Origin of the sequence: uncultured Azohydromonas sp., from assembly GCF_937926365.1 — a bacterium.
Classification (GTDB): domain Bacteria; phylum Pseudomonadota; class Gammaproteobacteria; order Burkholderiales; family Burkholderiaceae_C; genus Azohydromonas.
Genome location: NZ_CALAOH010000237.1, coordinates 1 through 15,656 on the forward strand (window position 1 = coordinate 1; position 15,656 = coordinate 15,656).

16 protein-coding genes are annotated in these 15,656 nt (G+C 72.7%); 14 read left to right on the forward strand and 2 right to left on the reverse strand.

Annotated elements, in window-relative coordinates; all coding sequences use genetic code 11:
• From Q0741_RS26270 to Q0741_RS26330, 13 genes are all read left to right on the forward strand, one after another.
• Positions 1 to 1,042: formylmethanofuran dehydrogenase (locus Q0741_RS26270; protein ID WP_298236150.1), on the forward strand; the 1,042-nt coding region annotated here is incomplete at its 5' end.
• A gap of 46 nt (positions 1,043 to 1,088) precedes the next feature.
• Positions 1,089 to 2,780 carry a formylmethanofuran dehydrogenase subunit A gene (locus tag Q0741_RS26275; RefSeq protein WP_298236151.1) on the forward strand — a complete coding sequence of 564 codons (1,692 nt, stop codon included), beginning with the start codon at positions 1,089 to 1,091 and terminating at the stop codon, positions 2,778 to 2,780.
• Entirely contained in the window at positions 2,777 to 3,697 is a 921-nt protein-coding gene (gene fhcD / locus Q0741_RS26280; RefSeq protein ID WP_298236152.1) for a formylmethanofuran--tetrahydromethanopterin N-formyltransferase, read from the forward strand. The genes Q0741_RS26275 and fhcD overlap by 4 nt, the downstream gene beginning before the upstream one ends.
• Complete coding sequence (locus Q0741_RS26285) at positions 3,694 to 4,506, forward strand: formylmethanofuran dehydrogenase subunit C (RefSeq protein WP_298236153.1); 813 nt, start codon at positions 3,694 to 3,696, stop codon at positions 4,504 to 4,506. Before fhcD ends, Q0741_RS26285 begins: the two co-directional genes overlap by 4 nt.
• A gap of 34 nt (positions 4,507 to 4,540) precedes the next feature.
• A complete protein-coding gene (gene fae, locus Q0741_RS26290; RefSeq protein ID WP_298236154.1) occupies positions 4,541 to 5,074 on the forward strand; it encodes a formaldehyde-activating enzyme in 534 nt (177 codons plus the stop codon).
• Positions 5,075 to 5,204: 130 nt separating this feature from the next.
• Complete coding sequence (locus Q0741_RS26295) at positions 5,205 to 5,594, forward strand: 4a-hydroxytetrahydrobiopterin dehydratase (RefSeq protein ID WP_298236155.1); 390 nt, start codon at positions 5,205 to 5,207, stop codon at positions 5,592 to 5,594.
• A 4-nt stretch (positions 5,595 to 5,598) separates the two neighbouring features.
• Entirely contained in the window at positions 5,599 to 6,279 is a 681-nt protein-coding gene (locus Q0741_RS26300) for an HAD family phosphatase (protein ID WP_298236156.1), read from the forward strand.
• Between the two features lie 85 nt (positions 6,280 to 6,364).
• Complete coding sequence (locus tag Q0741_RS26305) at positions 6,365 to 7,348, forward strand: YncE family protein (RefSeq protein ID WP_298236157.1); 984 nt, start codon at positions 6,365 to 6,367, stop codon at positions 7,346 to 7,348.
• A 33-nt stretch (positions 7,349 to 7,381) separates the two neighbouring features.
• On the forward strand, positions 7,382 to 7,924 hold the full coding sequence (locus Q0741_RS26310) for an SRPBCC family protein (protein ID WP_298236158.1): 543 nt from the start codon (positions 7,382 to 7,384) through the stop codon (positions 7,922 to 7,924).
• 4 nt (positions 7,925 to 7,928) lie between these two features.
• A complete protein-coding gene (locus Q0741_RS26315) occupies positions 7,929 to 8,909 on the forward strand; it encodes a quinoprotein relay system zinc metallohydrolase 2 (protein WP_298236159.1) in 981 nt (326 codons plus the stop codon).
• A gap of 29 nt (positions 8,910 to 8,938) precedes the next feature.
• Positions 8,939 to 9,763: a quinoprotein dehydrogenase-associated SoxYZ-like carrier gene (locus Q0741_RS26320; protein ID WP_298236160.1), complete on the forward strand. Its 825-nt coding sequence runs from the start codon at positions 8,939 to 8,941 to the stop codon at positions 9,761 to 9,763.
• Between the two features lie 208 nt (positions 9,764 to 9,971).
• The gene (locus tag Q0741_RS26325; protein ID WP_298236161.1) at positions 9,972 to 10,832 is read left to right on the forward strand and encodes an MBL fold metallo-hydrolase; all 861 of its coding nucleotides are present in this window, start codon (positions 9,972 to 9,974) and stop codon (positions 10,830 to 10,832) included.
• Between the two features lie 435 nt (positions 10,833 to 11,267).
• Positions 11,268 to 12,383: a porin gene (locus Q0741_RS26330; protein ID WP_298236162.1), complete on the forward strand. Its 1,116-nt coding sequence runs from the start codon at positions 11,268 to 11,270 to the stop codon at positions 12,381 to 12,383.
• A gap of 80 nt (positions 12,384 to 12,463) precedes the next feature.
• On the opposite strand, the gene Q0741_RS26335 is transcribed toward Q0741_RS26330, so the two are convergent.
• The gene (locus Q0741_RS26335; protein ID WP_298236163.1) at positions 12,464 to 13,156 is read right to left on the reverse strand and encodes an extensin family protein; all 693 of its coding nucleotides are present in this window, start codon (positions 13,154 to 13,156) and stop codon (positions 12,464 to 12,466) included.
• Positions 13,157 to 13,186: 30 nt separating this feature from the next.
• Positions 13,187 to 13,780, reverse strand: a complete 594-nt coding sequence (locus tag Q0741_RS26340) for a MarC family protein (protein WP_298236164.1) — start codon at positions 13,778 to 13,780, stop codon at positions 13,187 to 13,189.
• Positions 13,781 to 13,905: 125 nt separating this feature from the next.
• Here Q0741_RS26340 and Q0741_RS26345 point away from each other — a divergent pair.
• Positions 13,906 to 15,656 (forward strand): proline dehydrogenase family protein (locus Q0741_RS26345; RefSeq protein WP_298236165.1); only part of this gene is annotated, 1,751 nt, incomplete at its 3' end.

The window sequence follows — 15,656 nt, forward strand, 5'->3', positions numbered from 1 at the left end:
GGCCGCCGCCGCCGCGGCGGCGCTGCTGCGCCGCAGCCGGCTGCCGCTGCTGGGCGGCCTGGCCACCGACGTGGCCGGCGCGCGCGCGCTGTACCGGCTGGCCGAGCGCAGCGGCGCGGTCAGCGACCACCTGCACGGCGAAGCCCTCTTCACCGCCGCGCGCGCGCTGCAGGACCGCGGCGGCTACACCACCACGCTGGCCGAGGTGCGCAACCGCGCCGACCTGCTGCTGTGCCTCACCCGGCCCGGCGACAACTTCCCCGAGTTCTTCCGCCGCTGCGGCATCGGCGACACCTCGCTCGTGCCGCAGCGCCGCCTGGTGTACCTGGGCCTGGAGCCGGACGCCGCGCTGCAGGGCCTGCCCGGCGTGACGGTGGACACGCTGCCGCTGCAGGGAGGCGACCTGTTCACCACCGTTTCGGTGCTGCAGGCGCTGTGCGCCAACCGCCCGGTGCCGGGCGCGGACCCGGCGCTGGCGGCGCTGTCCGAGGCGCTGATCGCGGCGCACTACGTGACGCTGGTGTGGGAGCCCGCCCGGCTGCCCGCGCAGGGCGCGCTGGTGGCGGAATGCCTGCACCAGATCGTCAACGCGCTCAACCATGTCACCCGCGCCGCCTCGCTGCCGCTGGGCGGCAACGACGGCGCCGGCACGGTGCAGCAGGTGTTCACCTGGCTCAGCGGGCTGCCGCTGCGCACGCAGGCCTCGCCGCTGGGGCTGGAGCACGACCCGCTGCGCTTCGAAGCGCGGCGGCTGCTGGCGCAGGGCGACGTGGACGCGCTGCTGTGGGTCAACGCCTTCCACCCCGAGCCGCTGCCCGAAGCGCGGCTGCCGCTGGTGCTGCTGGGCCATCCGGGCACGCCGCTGCCCGCCGGCGGCGAGGTGGTGTTCATCCCGGTGGCCACGCCCGGCATCGGCCACGCGGGACACCTGTTCCGCACCGACGGCACGGTGCTGATGCCGCTGCGCGCGCTGCGTCCCGACGGGCTGCCCAGCGTGGCGGCCGCGGCGGCGGCGGTCAGCAACGCCTTCGAAACCGCATGAACGCTGGTCAGGACAACAAGGCCGCGCATGGCGCGGAGGTGAACGCATGACGGATTTCGTGCTGAGAAACGGCCATGTCATCGATCCGGCCTCGGGCCTGGACGCGGTGCAGGACCTGTACGTGCGCGACGGCCGCGTCGTGGCGCCGGACCGCGACCGCCCGCCGGCGCGGGAGTTCGACGTCGCGGGCTGCGTGGTGATGGCCGGTGGCATCGACCTGCACACGCACATCGGCGGCGGCAAGGTCAACCTCGCGCGCATGCTGCTGCCCGAGGACCACCGCCGCGGCCGGGACCCGGCGCCCAGGCCGGTCAACCCGCTGGAGCTGGACTCCTGCGGCACCTGCGCGCCCGGCACGCTCTCCACCGGCTACCGCTACGTCGAGATGGGCTACACGGCCGCCTTCGAGCCGGCCATGGTGCTGAGCAACGCGCGCCACGCGCACATGGAGATGGGCGACGTGCCCATCCTCGACCACGGCGCCTACGTGATGCTGGGCAACGAGGAGCTGCTGCTGCAGATGCTGGCCGAGGGCCAGCCCTTCGAGCGCATCCGCGACTACGTGGGCTGGGCCATCGACGCCTCCAAGGCCATGGGCGTGAAGGTGGTGAACCCGGGCGGCATCTCGGCCTTCAAGTTCAACCAGCGCCGCCTGGACGTGGACGGCACGCACACGCACTGGGGCATCACGCCGCGGCAGGTGCTCGGGACGCTGGCGCGCGCCGTGCACGAGCTGGGGCTGGCGCATCCGCTGCACATCCACGCCAGCAACCTCGGCGCGGCCGGCAACATCGCCTCCACGCTGGCCACCATCGACGCGCTGGAGGGCCTGCCCGGGCACCTCACGCACGTGCAGTTCCACAGCTACGGCACCGAGGGGCCGCACAAGTTCTCTTCGGCGGCGGCGCAGTTGGCGGAGGCGGTGAACGCCAACCCCAACGTCTCCATCGACGTAGGCCAGGTGATCTTCGGCCAGACCGTCACGGCCTCGGGCGACACCATGAGCCAGCTCGCCACCGCCGCGCTGGCGCACCCGCGCAAGTGGACCGGCGCCGACATCGAGTGCGTTGGTGGCTGCGGCGTGGTGCCCTTCCGCTACCGCGAGCAGAGCTACGTCAACGCGCTGCAGTGGAGCATCGGGCTGGAGCTGTTCCTGTCGATCAAGGACCCGTGGCGCGTGGTGCTGACCACCGACCATCCCAACGGCGGTCCCTTCTCCAGCTACCCGCACCTGATCCGGCTGCTGATGGACAAGAGTTTTAGAGACGAGCAGCTCGCCAAGCTGCATCCGGAGGTGGCGGCGCAGTCGGCGCTCAAGGACATGGCGCGCGAGTACACGCTGCAGGAAATCGCCATCGTCACGCGCGCCGGGCCGGCGCGGCTGCTGGGCCTGCGCGACCGCGGGCGGCTGGCGGCGGGCGCGGCGGCGGATATCGCCGTGTACCGGCGCCAGCCCGATGCGCAGGCCATGTTCACCACGCCGGAGCTGGTGTTCAAGGACGGGATGCTGGTGGCGCAGGCCGGGCGCATCACGGCCGTGCCCACGGGCGGCACGCACTTCGTGGCGCCGGAATACGACCGCTCCATCACGAAGCTGCTGCGCGACTGGGCCCGGCGGCACGGCAGCATCCATCCGGACCACGCCGCCATCGGCCACGACGAGCTGTGTGCCTGCTGCAACGGCGGGCGGCTGCTGCCGGCGGCGTGCTTTGCCGCTGCCGAGGAGGCCGGGGCATGACGGCGGCTCTCGAAGTCAACGGCGTGCTGGTGGACGACGAGTTCGCCGAGGCCTTCCCGATGAAAGGCACGCGGCTGGTGATCACCGCGCACAACGCCGACTGGGCGCGGCACGCGGCCGTCGCGGCCACGGGCTTCGCAACCTCCGTCATCGCCTGCGGCTGCGAAGCGGCCATCGAGCGCGAGCTGCCGGCCGAACAGACGCCCGACGGGCGGCCGGGCGTGTCGGTGCTGATCTTCTCGATGTCCGGCAAGGAGCTGGCCAAGCAGGTCGAGCGCCGCGTCGGCCAGTGCGTGCTCACCTGCCCCACCACGGCCATCTTTGCCGGGCTGGACGAGGGCGAGGCCATCGCGCTGGGCAAGAACCTGCGCTTCTTCGGCGACGGCTGGCAGGTGAGCAAGGTCATCGACGGCCGGCGCTATTGGCGCGTGCCGGTGATGGACGGCGAGTTCGTTGCGCAGGAGACGACGGCGGTGATCAAGGGCGTGGGCGGCGGCAACCTGCTGCTGATCGCGCGCGACGTGCCCTCGGCGCTGGGCGCGGCCGAGGCCGCGGTGGCGGCGATGCGGCAGGTGCCCAACGTCATCATGCCCTTCCCCGGCGGCGTGGTGCGCTCGGGTTCCAAGGTGGGCAGCAAGTACCCGGCGCTGTCGGCCTCCACCAACGACGCTTTCTGCCCTTCGCTGATGGGGCTGTCGCCGCGCAGCCAGTTGCAGCCGGGACAGGACTGCGTGATGGAAATCGTGATCGACGGCCTGTCCGAAGCCGACGTGGCCGCCGCCATGCGTGCCGGGCTGCAAGCCGCCACGGCGCGCGGCACCGGCAGCGGGCTGCTGCGCATCTCGGCGGGCAACTACGGCGGCAAGCTGGGCCCGTTCCACTTCCACCTGCACAAGCTGCTGGAGACGGCTCAATGAGCTGGACCCTCACCCTCAAGCAGCCGCCCGCCCTGCGCCTGGACCTGCGCGCCCTGCTGCCGCAGGCGCTGGCGGGCCGTTCCGTGGCGGCGGTGGAGACGCTGTCGCTGTGGCAGGGCCGGCAGTCGCTGCCGCTGGCGGAGTTCTTCAAGGTCGAGTGCGGCGACGGTCCCGAGGACCTGCTGGTGCTGGAGGGCGAGCTGGCGCGCTGCGACCGCATCGGCTGGCAGCTCGCGGCCGGGCGCATCGAGGTGCGCGGCAGCGTGGGCGACCTGGTGGGCACCGGCATGAGCGGCGGCGAGATCCTGGTGGACGGGAATGCCGGGCTGCTGGCGGGCTGCGAGATGCAGGGCGGCCGGCTCACGGTGCTGGGCGACGTGGGCGACTTCGCCGCCGCGCCGCTACCCGGGAACATGGAAGGCGTGCGCGGCGGCGTGCTGCTGGTGCACGGCCGCGCCGGCGCACGGCTGGCCGACCGCATGCGCCGCGGCCTGGTGCTGGTGCACGGCGACGCGGGCGATTTCGCTGCCTCGCGCCTGGTGGCGGGCACGGTGGCGGTGGGCGGCACGGCGGGCCTGCACCCGGGCTTCCACATGCGGCGCGGCACGCTGCTGTGCGCGGGCGGCGGCGTGGCGCCGACACCGAGCTTCGTGCCCACGCGGCACGAGGTGGGGGTGATCTGGCAACTGCTGGCGCGCTCGCTGGCGGGCTACGGCGGCGCCTTCGCCGGGCTGCCCGGGCGGCGCGTGCGGCGGCTGGCGGGCGACGTGGCGACCGGCGGGCGGGGCGAAATCCTGCTGCCGGACTGAATTCAGGAACAGTCAACAACGACAGGAACAGACCATGAGCAAGAACTTCCTCTTCCACGCCGGCGAAGCCACGGTGCTGGCGGCCGAGGGCCAGTACACGGATGCGATGCCGGAGATCCTCATCGGCCGCACCGACGGCCCGGTGGGACAGGCCTTCGCCAACATGATGGCCCAGAGCAAGGGCCACACCGCCATGTTCGCCATCCGCGCCTGCAACCAGCTCGTGCGCCCCGCAACCATGCTGGTGCCCAAGGTCACGCTCAAGGACATGGCCAACATCGAGCTCTTCGGCGGCGTGGTGCAGTCGGCCACGGCCGACGCGGTGGTGGACTGCCTCATCGAAGGCGTGATCCCCAAGGACCTCGCCAACGAGCTCTGCATCATCTCCCTGGTGTGGATCGACCCGCGCTGCGCCACGCACGCGCAGCTCGACAAGAAGGACATGTACCGCACCAACTACGAGGCCACCAAGCTGGCGATCCGGCGCGCGCTCAACAACGAGCCCACGGTGCAGGAGCTGATCGCAAACCGCCACACCGTCAAGCACGACATGGACGACTGGAGCTGAGTGCGGCACGCGCGCGACAGGGGCTCATGCCCGGGCTGGGCAGCCCGCCGCGCGCGGCGCAAGACTGCGCGCTGCGGCGGCGGTTCACGGTGCGATTCCCGCTCCATGCCGCGGCGCGAGGAGGGATCTGATGACGAAATGGCGCAAGTCCACGGCCGACACGGTCTACAGCCCCGAGGAGATCGAGGCGCGGCTCAAGGAAGAGCTGCCTTCCTGGTACTACGAGGACGGCTGGATTCGCCGCAAGTACAAGACCAGCGGCTGGAAGTCCACGCTGATGGTGGTCAACACGGTGGGCCAGCTGGCCGAGGCCGCCTGGCACCACCCGGACCTCACGGTGTCCTATGCCTTCGTGATCGTGAAGCTCATGAACCATGCGGCCAAGGGCGTGACGGACAAGGACTTCGCCCTGGCGCACAAGATCGAGGAGGTGCTGATGTGGCAGCCGGGCAAGGACGAGGAGTCGCCGCTGGACGGCACGCCCGACGACCCGCGCTTCAAGCACCTCAAGTACGACTGACGCCATGGCACGTTCCACGCGCCTGGCGCTGTTCGATCTGGACTTCACGCTCATTCCCTTCGACAGCGGCCGCGAGTGGCTGCTGTTCCTGGTGGAGCGCGGGGTCCTGGATGCCGCCGCCGAGCGGCGTTACCTGGAGGCCTGTCGCAGCTACCTAAGCGGCCGCGCCGGGCTCGAAGCGCTGCACCGCGCGGTGGTGGCGCCGGTGAGCACCGTGGCCGAGGCGCAGCTCGCGCGTTGGGGCCGCGAGTTCGAGGAGCGCATGGCGCGTCGCGTGCCGCGCGGCACGCTGGCGCTGGTGGCGCGGCACCACGAGGCCGGCGACCGCTGCGCCATCGTCACCGCCACCACGCGGCTGGTGGCCGAACCCTTCGCGCGGCTGTTCGGCGTGCCGCACGTGCTGGCCACCGAGCCGCGCCGCGAGGGCGGCTGGCTCACCGGCGACATCGAAGGGGTGCCCTGCCACCGCGAGCACAAGCTCACGCACGTGCGGCGCTGGCTGGCGGCCGAAGGGCTGGCGCTGCAGGACTTCGAGCGCAGCTGGTTCTACTCCGACGCCGCGGGCGACCTGCCGCTGCTGGAGGCCGTGACCGACCCGGTGGCGGTGCGCCCCGACGACCGCCTGCGCGCCGTGGCGCGCGAGCGCGGCTGGCCGGTGCTGGGGACGGCGGATGTGGCGTTCTGAATCGAGTCCGCAAGGGCCGGCCAAACAATCCCGTCACACCCGCGAAGGCGGGTGTCCACGCACGCCGGGCCGCACCGCGTGGCTCGTGGATGCCCGCCTGCGCGGGCGCGACGGACTTTTCTTCAAGGGCCGTGTCTTTGTGGCGGCCATGGCGCTGCTCCTGTACGCCCACGCCGCCCAGGCCGCCTCCGCCCTGGCCTTCATCACCAACCAGGGCAGCCACGACGTGAGCGTGGTGGACATCGCGCAGCGCCGCGTGGTGGCCACGGTGCCGGTGGGGCGCTCGCCCGCGGGCGTGGCGGTGGCCGGCGACCGCGTCTTCATCACCAATCCCGACAGCCGCGAGCTGGCGGTGATCGAGCCCGGCAGCGCGCGGCTGCTGGGCACGCGTCCGGCGGGAGAGCAGCCGCTGGGCATCGCCGCGGCGCCGGACGGGCGCCACGTCTGGGTGGCCGACTGGCAGGGGCAGCGGCTCATCGGCTTCGACACCCGCAGCCTGGAGCGCGTGGGCGAGATCGCGCTGGGGCGCACCCCGTCGGGCGTGGCGGTGTCGGCCGACGGCCAGGCCGCCTACGTCGCCGAGCGCGACGACGACGTGGTGGCGGTGGTGGACCTGCCCGCGCGGCGCGTGAAGGCGCGCGTGGCCGTGGGCAAGCATCCGTTCGCGCTGCTGCTGGACGAGCCGCGTGGCCGGCTGCTGGCGCTCAACGTGCAGGGCGACGACATGAGCGTGGTGGATCTGGCGGCGCTGCGCGAGATCAAGCGCGTGCCGCTGGGCCGCGCGCCCTATGGCGCGGCGCTCTCGGCCGACGGCACGCGGCTGTTCGTCACCAACCAGCACGAGGACACGGTGAGCGTGCTGGACGCGCAAAGCTACGAGCTGCGGCGGCGCCTGGAGGGTTTCGGCCATCCCGAGGGCGTCGCGGTGCAGGGCGAGGAACTGCTGGTCGTCAACTGGATGGACGACGAGCTCTCGGTGCTGGACGTGGCCAGCGGCAAGGAGCGCGCGCGCATCCGCATCGGAACGAATCCCCGTGGCTTCGGCGCCTTCGTGGCGACGGTGCCCTGATTCCTCAAACCAACGACGCACACACAAGGAGACATGCCCGTGCATCACAGATCGTTCCGACCCCTGCTCGCCCTGGGTCTGGCCGCGGCCCTGGCCGGCGGCGCCCAGGCCCACGGCCCGACGCGGCAGAAGGTCGTCGAGAAAGTCACCATCGAGGCGCCGGCCGCGGCGGTGTGGGACCAGGTGAAGAACTTCGAAGCGCTGCAGCAGTGGCATCCGGCCGTGGCGGCCAGCCCGGCGACGCAGGGCAACAGCGTGGGCTCGGTGCGCACCATCGCGCTCAAGGGCGGCGGCGAGATCGTCGAGACGCTGGAGAGCTACAGCGACGACGGGCGCAAGTACAGCTACCGCGCCAAGGACGGCGGCGCGCTGCCGGTGACCAACTACACCTCCACGATCCAGGTCAGCCCCGAGGGCGACAACAAGTCGGTGGTGGAGTGGCGCGGCGCCTTCTACCGTGCCTTTCCCGGCAACGATCCCCCGGCGGACAAGAACGACGAGGCGGCGCTCAAGGCCGTCACGGGCGTGTACCAGGCAGGGCTGGCCAACCTCAAGAAGATGGCGGAAGGGCGCTGAGGCCATGCGCGCGCGCCTGCTCGCCGGCTGGGTGGCTGCGGGTGCGGCGCTGCTGGGCGCGGGCTGCGCGCCGCTGCCCGGCGCCACCGGGTCCGGCGCGGTGCCCGCCGCGGGGGCAGCGGCGCCGGCCACCGAGCTCCAATCCATCGCCCCCGGCGTCTACCTCCTCCCCGGCCGCCATGCCGTCTGGGATGCGGCGCACGCCCAGGTCGCCAACACCGGCTTCGTGCTGGGCAGCCGCTGCGCGGCGGTGATCGACAGCGGCGGCAGCCTGCGGCACGGGCGCGAGCTGCTGGCAGCGCTGCGCTCGGTGAGCGCGCTGCCGGTGTGCTTCCTGGTCAACACCCATGTGCACCCGGACCACGTCATGGGCAACGGCGCCTTCGCCACCGCCAACGGCGGGCGGCCGCCGCAGATCGTGGGGCACCTGAAGCTCGCGGCAGCGCTGGCCGCGCGTGGGCCGTACTACCTGCGCGCGCTGCAGCGCGAGGGGGCGGCCGAGGTGCCGCAGCGCATTCCGCCGCCCACGCTGGCCGTGGCCGACCACATGGAGCTGGACCTGGGCGGCCGCACCCTGGAGCTGCGCGCCTGGCCCACCGCCCACACCGACGCCGATCTCACGGCGCTGGACAGCGCCTCCGGCACGCTGTGGCTGGGCGACCTGGCCTTCGACGGCCACCTGCCCGTGCTCGATGGCAAGCTCATCGGCTGGCAGCAGGTGCTCCAGGCGCTGGGCCGCGAGGCCGGCGTGCGCCGCGCCGTGCCGGGCCACGGCCGGGTCATGAGTGACTGGCCATCCGCCCTGGCGCCCACGGCCGGCTACCTGGCCGAGCTGCGCCGCGAGGTCGAGGCCGCGCTGGGAAAAGGCCTGAGCCTGACCGAAACTCTGGAGGCCACCCGCTTGCCGGGACAATGGCAACTGGCGGAGGACTTCCACCGCCGCAACCTCACCGCCGCCTACGTCGAGCTGGAGTGGGCGCGCTGACGAGGCCCCTCACCTCCCAGGAGGTCAACATGAACTTGTCATCCCTGCACCGGCGCCACGTGCTGGGCCTGCTGCTGGCCGCCCCGGCCGCCGCGCGGGCGCAGTTGCGCTCGGCCGAGGAACTGGAGAACAACCCGCGCTGGCTGCAGCAGCGCGAGGCGCTGTTCGCGCGCCGCCCCATCGTCGAGGACGAGGCGCTGCTGTCGCTGCAGGCGCCCGCGCGCGCCGAGGACGCGGCCGTGGTGCCCATCGCCGTGCGCGCGGGCTTCGCCCAGGGCCAGGGTGCCCGCGTGCGCCGCCTGGTGCTGGTCATCGACAACAACCCCTCGCCGCTGGCGGCCATGGTGGAGCTCGGCCCCGCCAGCGGCCGTGCCGACCTGGAGACGCGGGTGCGCATCGACGAATACGGCTTCGTGCGCGCCATCGCCGAGCTCGACGACGGCCGCCTCGTGATGAGCAAGCGCTTCGTCAAGGCCTCCGGCGGCTGCTCCGCGCCGCCGGGCAAGGACGCCGAAGCCGCGCGCGCCACGCTGGGCCGGATGCGGCTGGCGGTGCAGGAGGACGCGCCGCCCGGACAGCCGCTGCGCGCGCAGCTCATGGTCAGCCATCCCAACGACTCCGGGCTGGTGATGGACCAGGCCACGCGGCTCTACACCAAGGCGCAGTACGTGCGGAACATCGAGCTGGCCTACGCCGGGCAGCGGCTGCTGGCGGCGCAGGTGGACTTCTCGCTCAGCGAGAACCCGCACCTGCGCTTCTGGCTCCGGGCCGAGCCGCGCGGCGGCGAGCTGCTGGCGCGCGTGGACGACACCGAGGGCCGCCACTTCGAGCAGCGGCTGCAGCTCGTGGCCTGAGGGGAGCGCGATCCTGGTTGCTTCGTCACCTTCCCCGAGTCTCACCGCGGCTGAGCCCGAGTGCGGCCGACGCCGTTTCGCACTGGCCAGCCTGGCCGCGCTGGCGCTGCCCGGCGCGGCGTGGGCCGCGGCCCGGAGCGGCACGTCGGCTGCCGTCTCCCGTCCGCCGCCAGCGCGCTACGGGGCGCCGCGGGAAGTCGCGCCGGGCGTGTTCGTGCTGCCGGGCAGCCTGGAGGGCCCCGAGCCGGCGAACCAGGACGCGGTGGGCAACCTGGGCCTCATCGCCACGCCCGCCGGGCCGGTGATGGTGCAGACCGGCGGCTCGTACCGCCTGGCGCGCTGGGCGCTCGACCAGGCACGGCGGCTCACCGGACGCCGGCCCGCGCTGGCCGTCATCACGCAGGCGCGGCCGGAGTTCCTGATGGGGGGCGCCGCCTTCGAGGAGGCCGGCGTCCCGGTGCTGGCGCACGCCGCCACGGCCGAGCTCATGGCGCAGCGCTGCAACGAGTGCCTGCGCCGGCTGCGCGCCGACCTGGGCGAGGCCGTGATGCGCGGCACGCGGTTGGTGCTGCCGCAGCGGCGCATCGACGGCGACTTGGCGCTGGAGCTGGGCGGGCGCCGCATCGAGCTGCTGCACCGGCCGGGCCACACCTCGGGCGACCTGGTGGTGCTGGACGCGCGCAGCGGCGCGGCCTTCGCCGGCGCGCTGGTGCCCGCCGGACGCATTCCCGAGCTGGACCCCGGACGCGAGGCCGCGCCCTGGCGCGCCGCGCTGCGGCAGCTGGCACGGCAGGAGGGGCTGCGCACGCTGGTGCCCGGCTACGGCGAAGCCGGCGCGGCGCCGGCACTGATCGAAGCGGCCGACGCGTACCTGGCCGCGCTGGACACCGAGGTGCAGGCCCTGCTCGACGCCGGCGCCGACCTGCTGGAGACGCAGCGCCGCGTCGAGCTGCCGGCTTGGCGGCACTGGGCGCGCTACGACGCGTTCCACCGGCGCAACGTGCAGCGCCAGTACCTCGCGGCCGAGTTGCGCTGGCTGGGCGCCGCGGAACCCGCCGCGCCGCGCTGAGCCGTGGCTCCCCCGAGACCGGGGCGTCCCGCGTACTGGGCTGCAAGGGCATGCCGGTGTTGGTTGGATGCCACAAATTGACCCTGCTTGCCGCTGGGTTGAGCGTGCACTCCGCGCAACGAGTGGTTGCAGCTGGAATCACGTGCTCTACGTGCCAACCCTGATGCGCGGGCCGATCCCGGCGTGGTTGAGGGCGCAAACGGCGGTGCTTTGCCGTGGCATTGCTACCGGCCGCCACAGCGCTGCAAGCTGAAGCAACCGCGCCCGCGCCAAGCCGGTGGAAACCCTGGACGGCGCTGGAGTGTGCGGCCATCGACACTTTCTTCGCCGAGATGCCGGCCGGCGTACGCGAGTTGCGTGGTGCCCTCCGGTACCGGTGCGGCCGCGGCGCAGCGGCGGGCCGCGCCCATGCATTCCATTACGAGGAGACCCTCCATGAAGAAGAACGTCCTGAAGCTCAGCCTGATCGGCGCCGCCGTCGCAGTGCTGGCCCCGATGGCGCAGGCCCAGACGAACGTGACGCTGTACGGGCGCATCGACCTGGGCTACCAGTTCACCAGCAAGACGCCCGGGGTGCCCGGTACCGTTGACGCTGGGGACATCCACGAGCTCTACAACGGCGGCATCCTGCCCAGCATCTGGGGTCTGCGCGGCACGGAAGACCTGGGCAGCGGCCTGAGCGCCTTCTTCAACCTGGAGAGCCACATCAACGCCGACACCGGCACCACCACGGGCGGCCTCTTCCGTCGTCAAGCCAACGTCGGCCTCAAGGGCAGCTGGGGTGCGGTGGCCCTGGGCCGCCAGTACTCGCCGGCGATCCTGGCGCATCTGGGCACTGACCCGCGCGGGTTCAAGGAGCAGTTCAGCATGCTCTATCCGTATGCCTTCAACCAGAACCCCAACGGTCCTGCGGCTGGCCTCGGTGCTGGGGCGAACGACCTTGGCGTGTTCCTGGGCAACGCGATTTCCTACACGGGCAGCTTCGGCCCGGTGAACGTGGGTGCCGCCTACGCCTTCGGCGAGCAGACCACCAGCAACAGCGACGGCAGCACCGTGGTGATTGGCGGCTCCTACACGGGCCCGGTGACGGTTTCGGCTTCGTACCAGCAGATCAAGGCGAACAGCGGTGCCGGTGAGACCAAGCAGTACGGCCTGGGCGGTGCAGTGCCGCTGGGCGCCTTCAAGATCAAGGCGCTGTACCTGAAGAACAAGAGCGATGGTGACGTGCTGAACCTGGGCGGCGGCCGCACCACAACTGAAGTCGACGCCTGGGGCGTGGGCGGCGACTTCTCGTGGGGCGCCAACACCACGACCCTGGCTTTCTACCTGGCCAAGGACAAGGATTTCAGCACGGACAAAACCAAGACCCTGGTGCTGAGCAACGACTACGCCCTGTCCAAGCGCACGACGCTGTACGCGCAGATCGCGTACGCCGATGCCGAAATCGGCGCCACCAATCTGACCAACATCATGGTCACGCCGGGCCTGCGCGGGCTGGTTCAGGACGAGAAAACCGCCGTGTTCGGCGTCGGCATCAAGCACGACTTCTGACCTTTCTCCCGCTTCGAAGAATCTCCAGTTGGGGCGGCACCGCGAGGTGCCGCCCTTTTTGTTGGCCGTGCGCGCGGCCTTCAGCGGCAGTAGCGCCCGCCGCCGAGCTCCAGGTGCAGGTGGTCACGGTGCGCGGCGTTGTAGTCGGGGCCCAGCACGCCGTCGAAGCTGCGGCAGGCGCCCCGGTGCAGCGCGCGCAGGAAGCGCCCGGCCGGGGCCTCGGCGTCGCCCCAGTCGCGCAGCACCGTGACGCGGCGGCCGTCGCCCAGCGTGAAGCCCGCCACGTCCAGCGCGTCGGCCTGGGCATGGCGGCTGCGCCGCCCGGGACGCGCGGCGACGTCGCGGCACGCCAGGCTGCCCAGGTGCTGCAGCCGCTGCACCGGCGCGCCCAGCAGTTGCATGGCGGCGGGCTGCACGGTGTGCCGCTCCCACAGCGCCAGCGACACGGCGGCGCGGCAGCTCAGTAGGAAAGGGGCGTTCACGGCGAAGCGGGTGCGGGTAATGCGCACCGCGTCGGCCAGGCGGCAGCCCGGGCCGATCTCGCGGTCCGGCACCGGCGTGGACTGCAGCGGCGCCTGGGCCAGCACGGCGCGGCACAGCGCGCCGTCGCGCCCCAGGCGGGCGAGTTTCAGCGGCGTGAGCACGTTGGGCGCATCGGCGATGCGCAGCGGCGCCCAGGGATTCCAGCGCGGCGGGACGCCGCCGCGGTCGGGCGGCGTGGGCAGCAGCAGCAACAGCAGGAGCAGCGCCGCGGCGCGGAGGAAGGCGGCCATGCCGCGCGGCACGGCAAGGCCGGTGCCGGCTCAGCTTTCGAGGAAATACCGCTTGAGACCGGCCAGGATCATTTCCACGGCGATGGCGGTGAGCACCAGGCCCATGAGCTTTTCCAGCGCCGTGACCACCGAGTCGCCCAGCAGCCGGCGCAGCCCCTCGCTGGCCCACAGCACCAGCGCGCACACCGCCATCGCCACCGTGAGCGCGCCCACCCAATCGGGCATGCGGTCCGGCGCGCGCGAGGCCAGCAGCAGCACCGTGGCCATGGCCGAGGGGCCGGCCATCAGCGGCACCGCCAGCGGGAAGATGAAGGGTTCGCGCTCCTCGCCGGCGTACAAGTGCTGGGCCGACGCGAAGATCATGCGCATCGCGATCACCAGCAGGATCACGCCGCCGGCGACCTCCAGCGAGCGCTCCGACAGGTGCATCAGCCGCAGGAAGGCCTGGCCGCTGAACATGAAGGCCAGCAGCACGGCGAAGGCGATGGCCGTCTCGCGCAGCACCACGCGCGTGCGCCGCCGCGGGTCCACGCCGCGCAGCACGCTGATGAACACCGGCAGGCTGCCCAGCGGGTCCAGCACCAGCAGCAACAGCACCAGGGCGGAAAGAAAGGTGTGGTCCAAGGCTTGGTTTCCTGAATGGGGTATCGGCTCGGACCCGGCGCGGCAAAGGCCACGCCGGCCCTGGGCCGCGGGGCGCGCATCCTACGATGGCTGCCCGCCGTCGCCGCGCGGCAAGGAGTCCCGCCATGACGCTGCCCTTCCTGGACTTCGCCGGTGAGCTGCTGCCGCAGTCGGTCCCGCGCTCGGCCATCACGGCCGCGTGCCGGCGGCCCGAAGCCGAGGCCGTGGCGATGCTGCTCGAATCCGCCCGGCTGCCGCCGGCGCAGGCCGCGTCGGTGTTGGCGCTGGCCGCCTCGCTGGCGCGGCGGCTGCGCGAGCGCATCTCGGGGCTGGGCGCCGGGCGCGAGGCACTGGTGCAGGGGCTCATGCGCGAGTTCTCGCTGGCTTCCCAGGAGGGCGTGGCGCTGATGTGCCTGGCCGAGGCGCTGCTGCGCATCCCCGACGACGCCACGCGCGACGCGCTCATCCGCGACAAGCTCGGCGACGGCGACTGGGGGGCGCACCTGGGGCGCAGCGGCTCGCTGTTCGTCAACGCCGCCACCTGGGGCCTGCTGCTGGGCGGCCGCCTGGCGGCCACCCAGCAGGCCGAAGCCGGGCTGGGCAGCGCCCTTTCGCGCGTGCTCGCGCGCAGCGGCGAGCCGCTGCTGCGCAAGGGCGTGGACCTGGCGATGCGGCTGCTGGGCGAGCAGTTCGTCTGCGGCCAGACCATCGGCGAGGCCCTGTCCCGCGCCCGCAAGCGCGAGGCCCAGGGTTTTACGTACTCCTTCGACATGCTCGGGGAGGCGGCGCTGACGGCGGAGGACGCGTTGCGCTACCTCTCGGCCTACGAGCACGCCATCCACGCCCTGGGCATCGCGCTGGCCGGGCGCGACCTGCACGCGGGGCCAGGCATCTCCATCAAGCTGTCGGCGCTGCATCCGCGCTACACCCGCTCGCAGCACGCCCGGGTGATGGCCGAGCTGTACCCGCGGCTGCTGCAGCTGGCGCTGCTGGCGCGGCATCACGGCATCGGGCTGAGCATCGACGCCGAGGAGGCGGACCGGCTGGAGCTGTCGCTGGACCTGCTGCAGCGGCTGTGCGGCGAGCACATGCTCGCGGGCTGGAGCGGCCTCGGCCTGGCGGTGCAGGCCTACCAGAAGCGCTGCCCGCACGTGCTCGACTTCTGCATCGACCTCGCGCGCCGCAGCCGGCGCCGGCTGATGCTGCGGCTGGTCAAGGGCGCGTACTGGGACAGCGAGATCAAGCGCGCGCAGCTCGACGGGCTGGAGGACTACGCGGTCTACACCCGCAAGGCGCACACCGACGTTTCCTACCTCGCCTGCGCGCGCCGGCTGCTGGCGGCGCCCGATGCCATCTATCCGCAGTTCGCCACCCACAACGCGCACACGGTGGCGGCCGTCCACCACCTGGCCGGCGCCTGGACGCCCGGGCGCTACGAGTTCCAGTGCCTGCACGGCATGGGCGAGCCGTTGTACGAGATGGTGGTGGCGCCGCCGGCCGAGGGCGGCCTGGGGCTGCCCTGCCGCATCTACGCGCCCGTGGGCACGCACGAGACGCTGCTGGCCTACCTGGTGCGCCGGCTGCTGGAGAACGGCGCCAACAGCAGCTTCGTCAACCGCATCGCCGATGCCTCGATCCCGGTCGAGGCGCTGGTGGAGGACCCGGTGGCGCAGGTGGAGCGCGCGGCGCGGGCCGAGGGCGCGCCGGGGCTGCCGCATCCGGCCATCCCGCTGCCACGCGCGCTGTTCGGCGCCCAGCGGCCCGACTCGGCCGGCATCGACCTGGCCAGCGAGCACCGGCTGGCCTCGCTGTCGGCGGCGCTGCTGCCCAGCGCGCGGCAGGCGTGGACGGCCGTGCCGCTGGTGGCGGGCCAGCC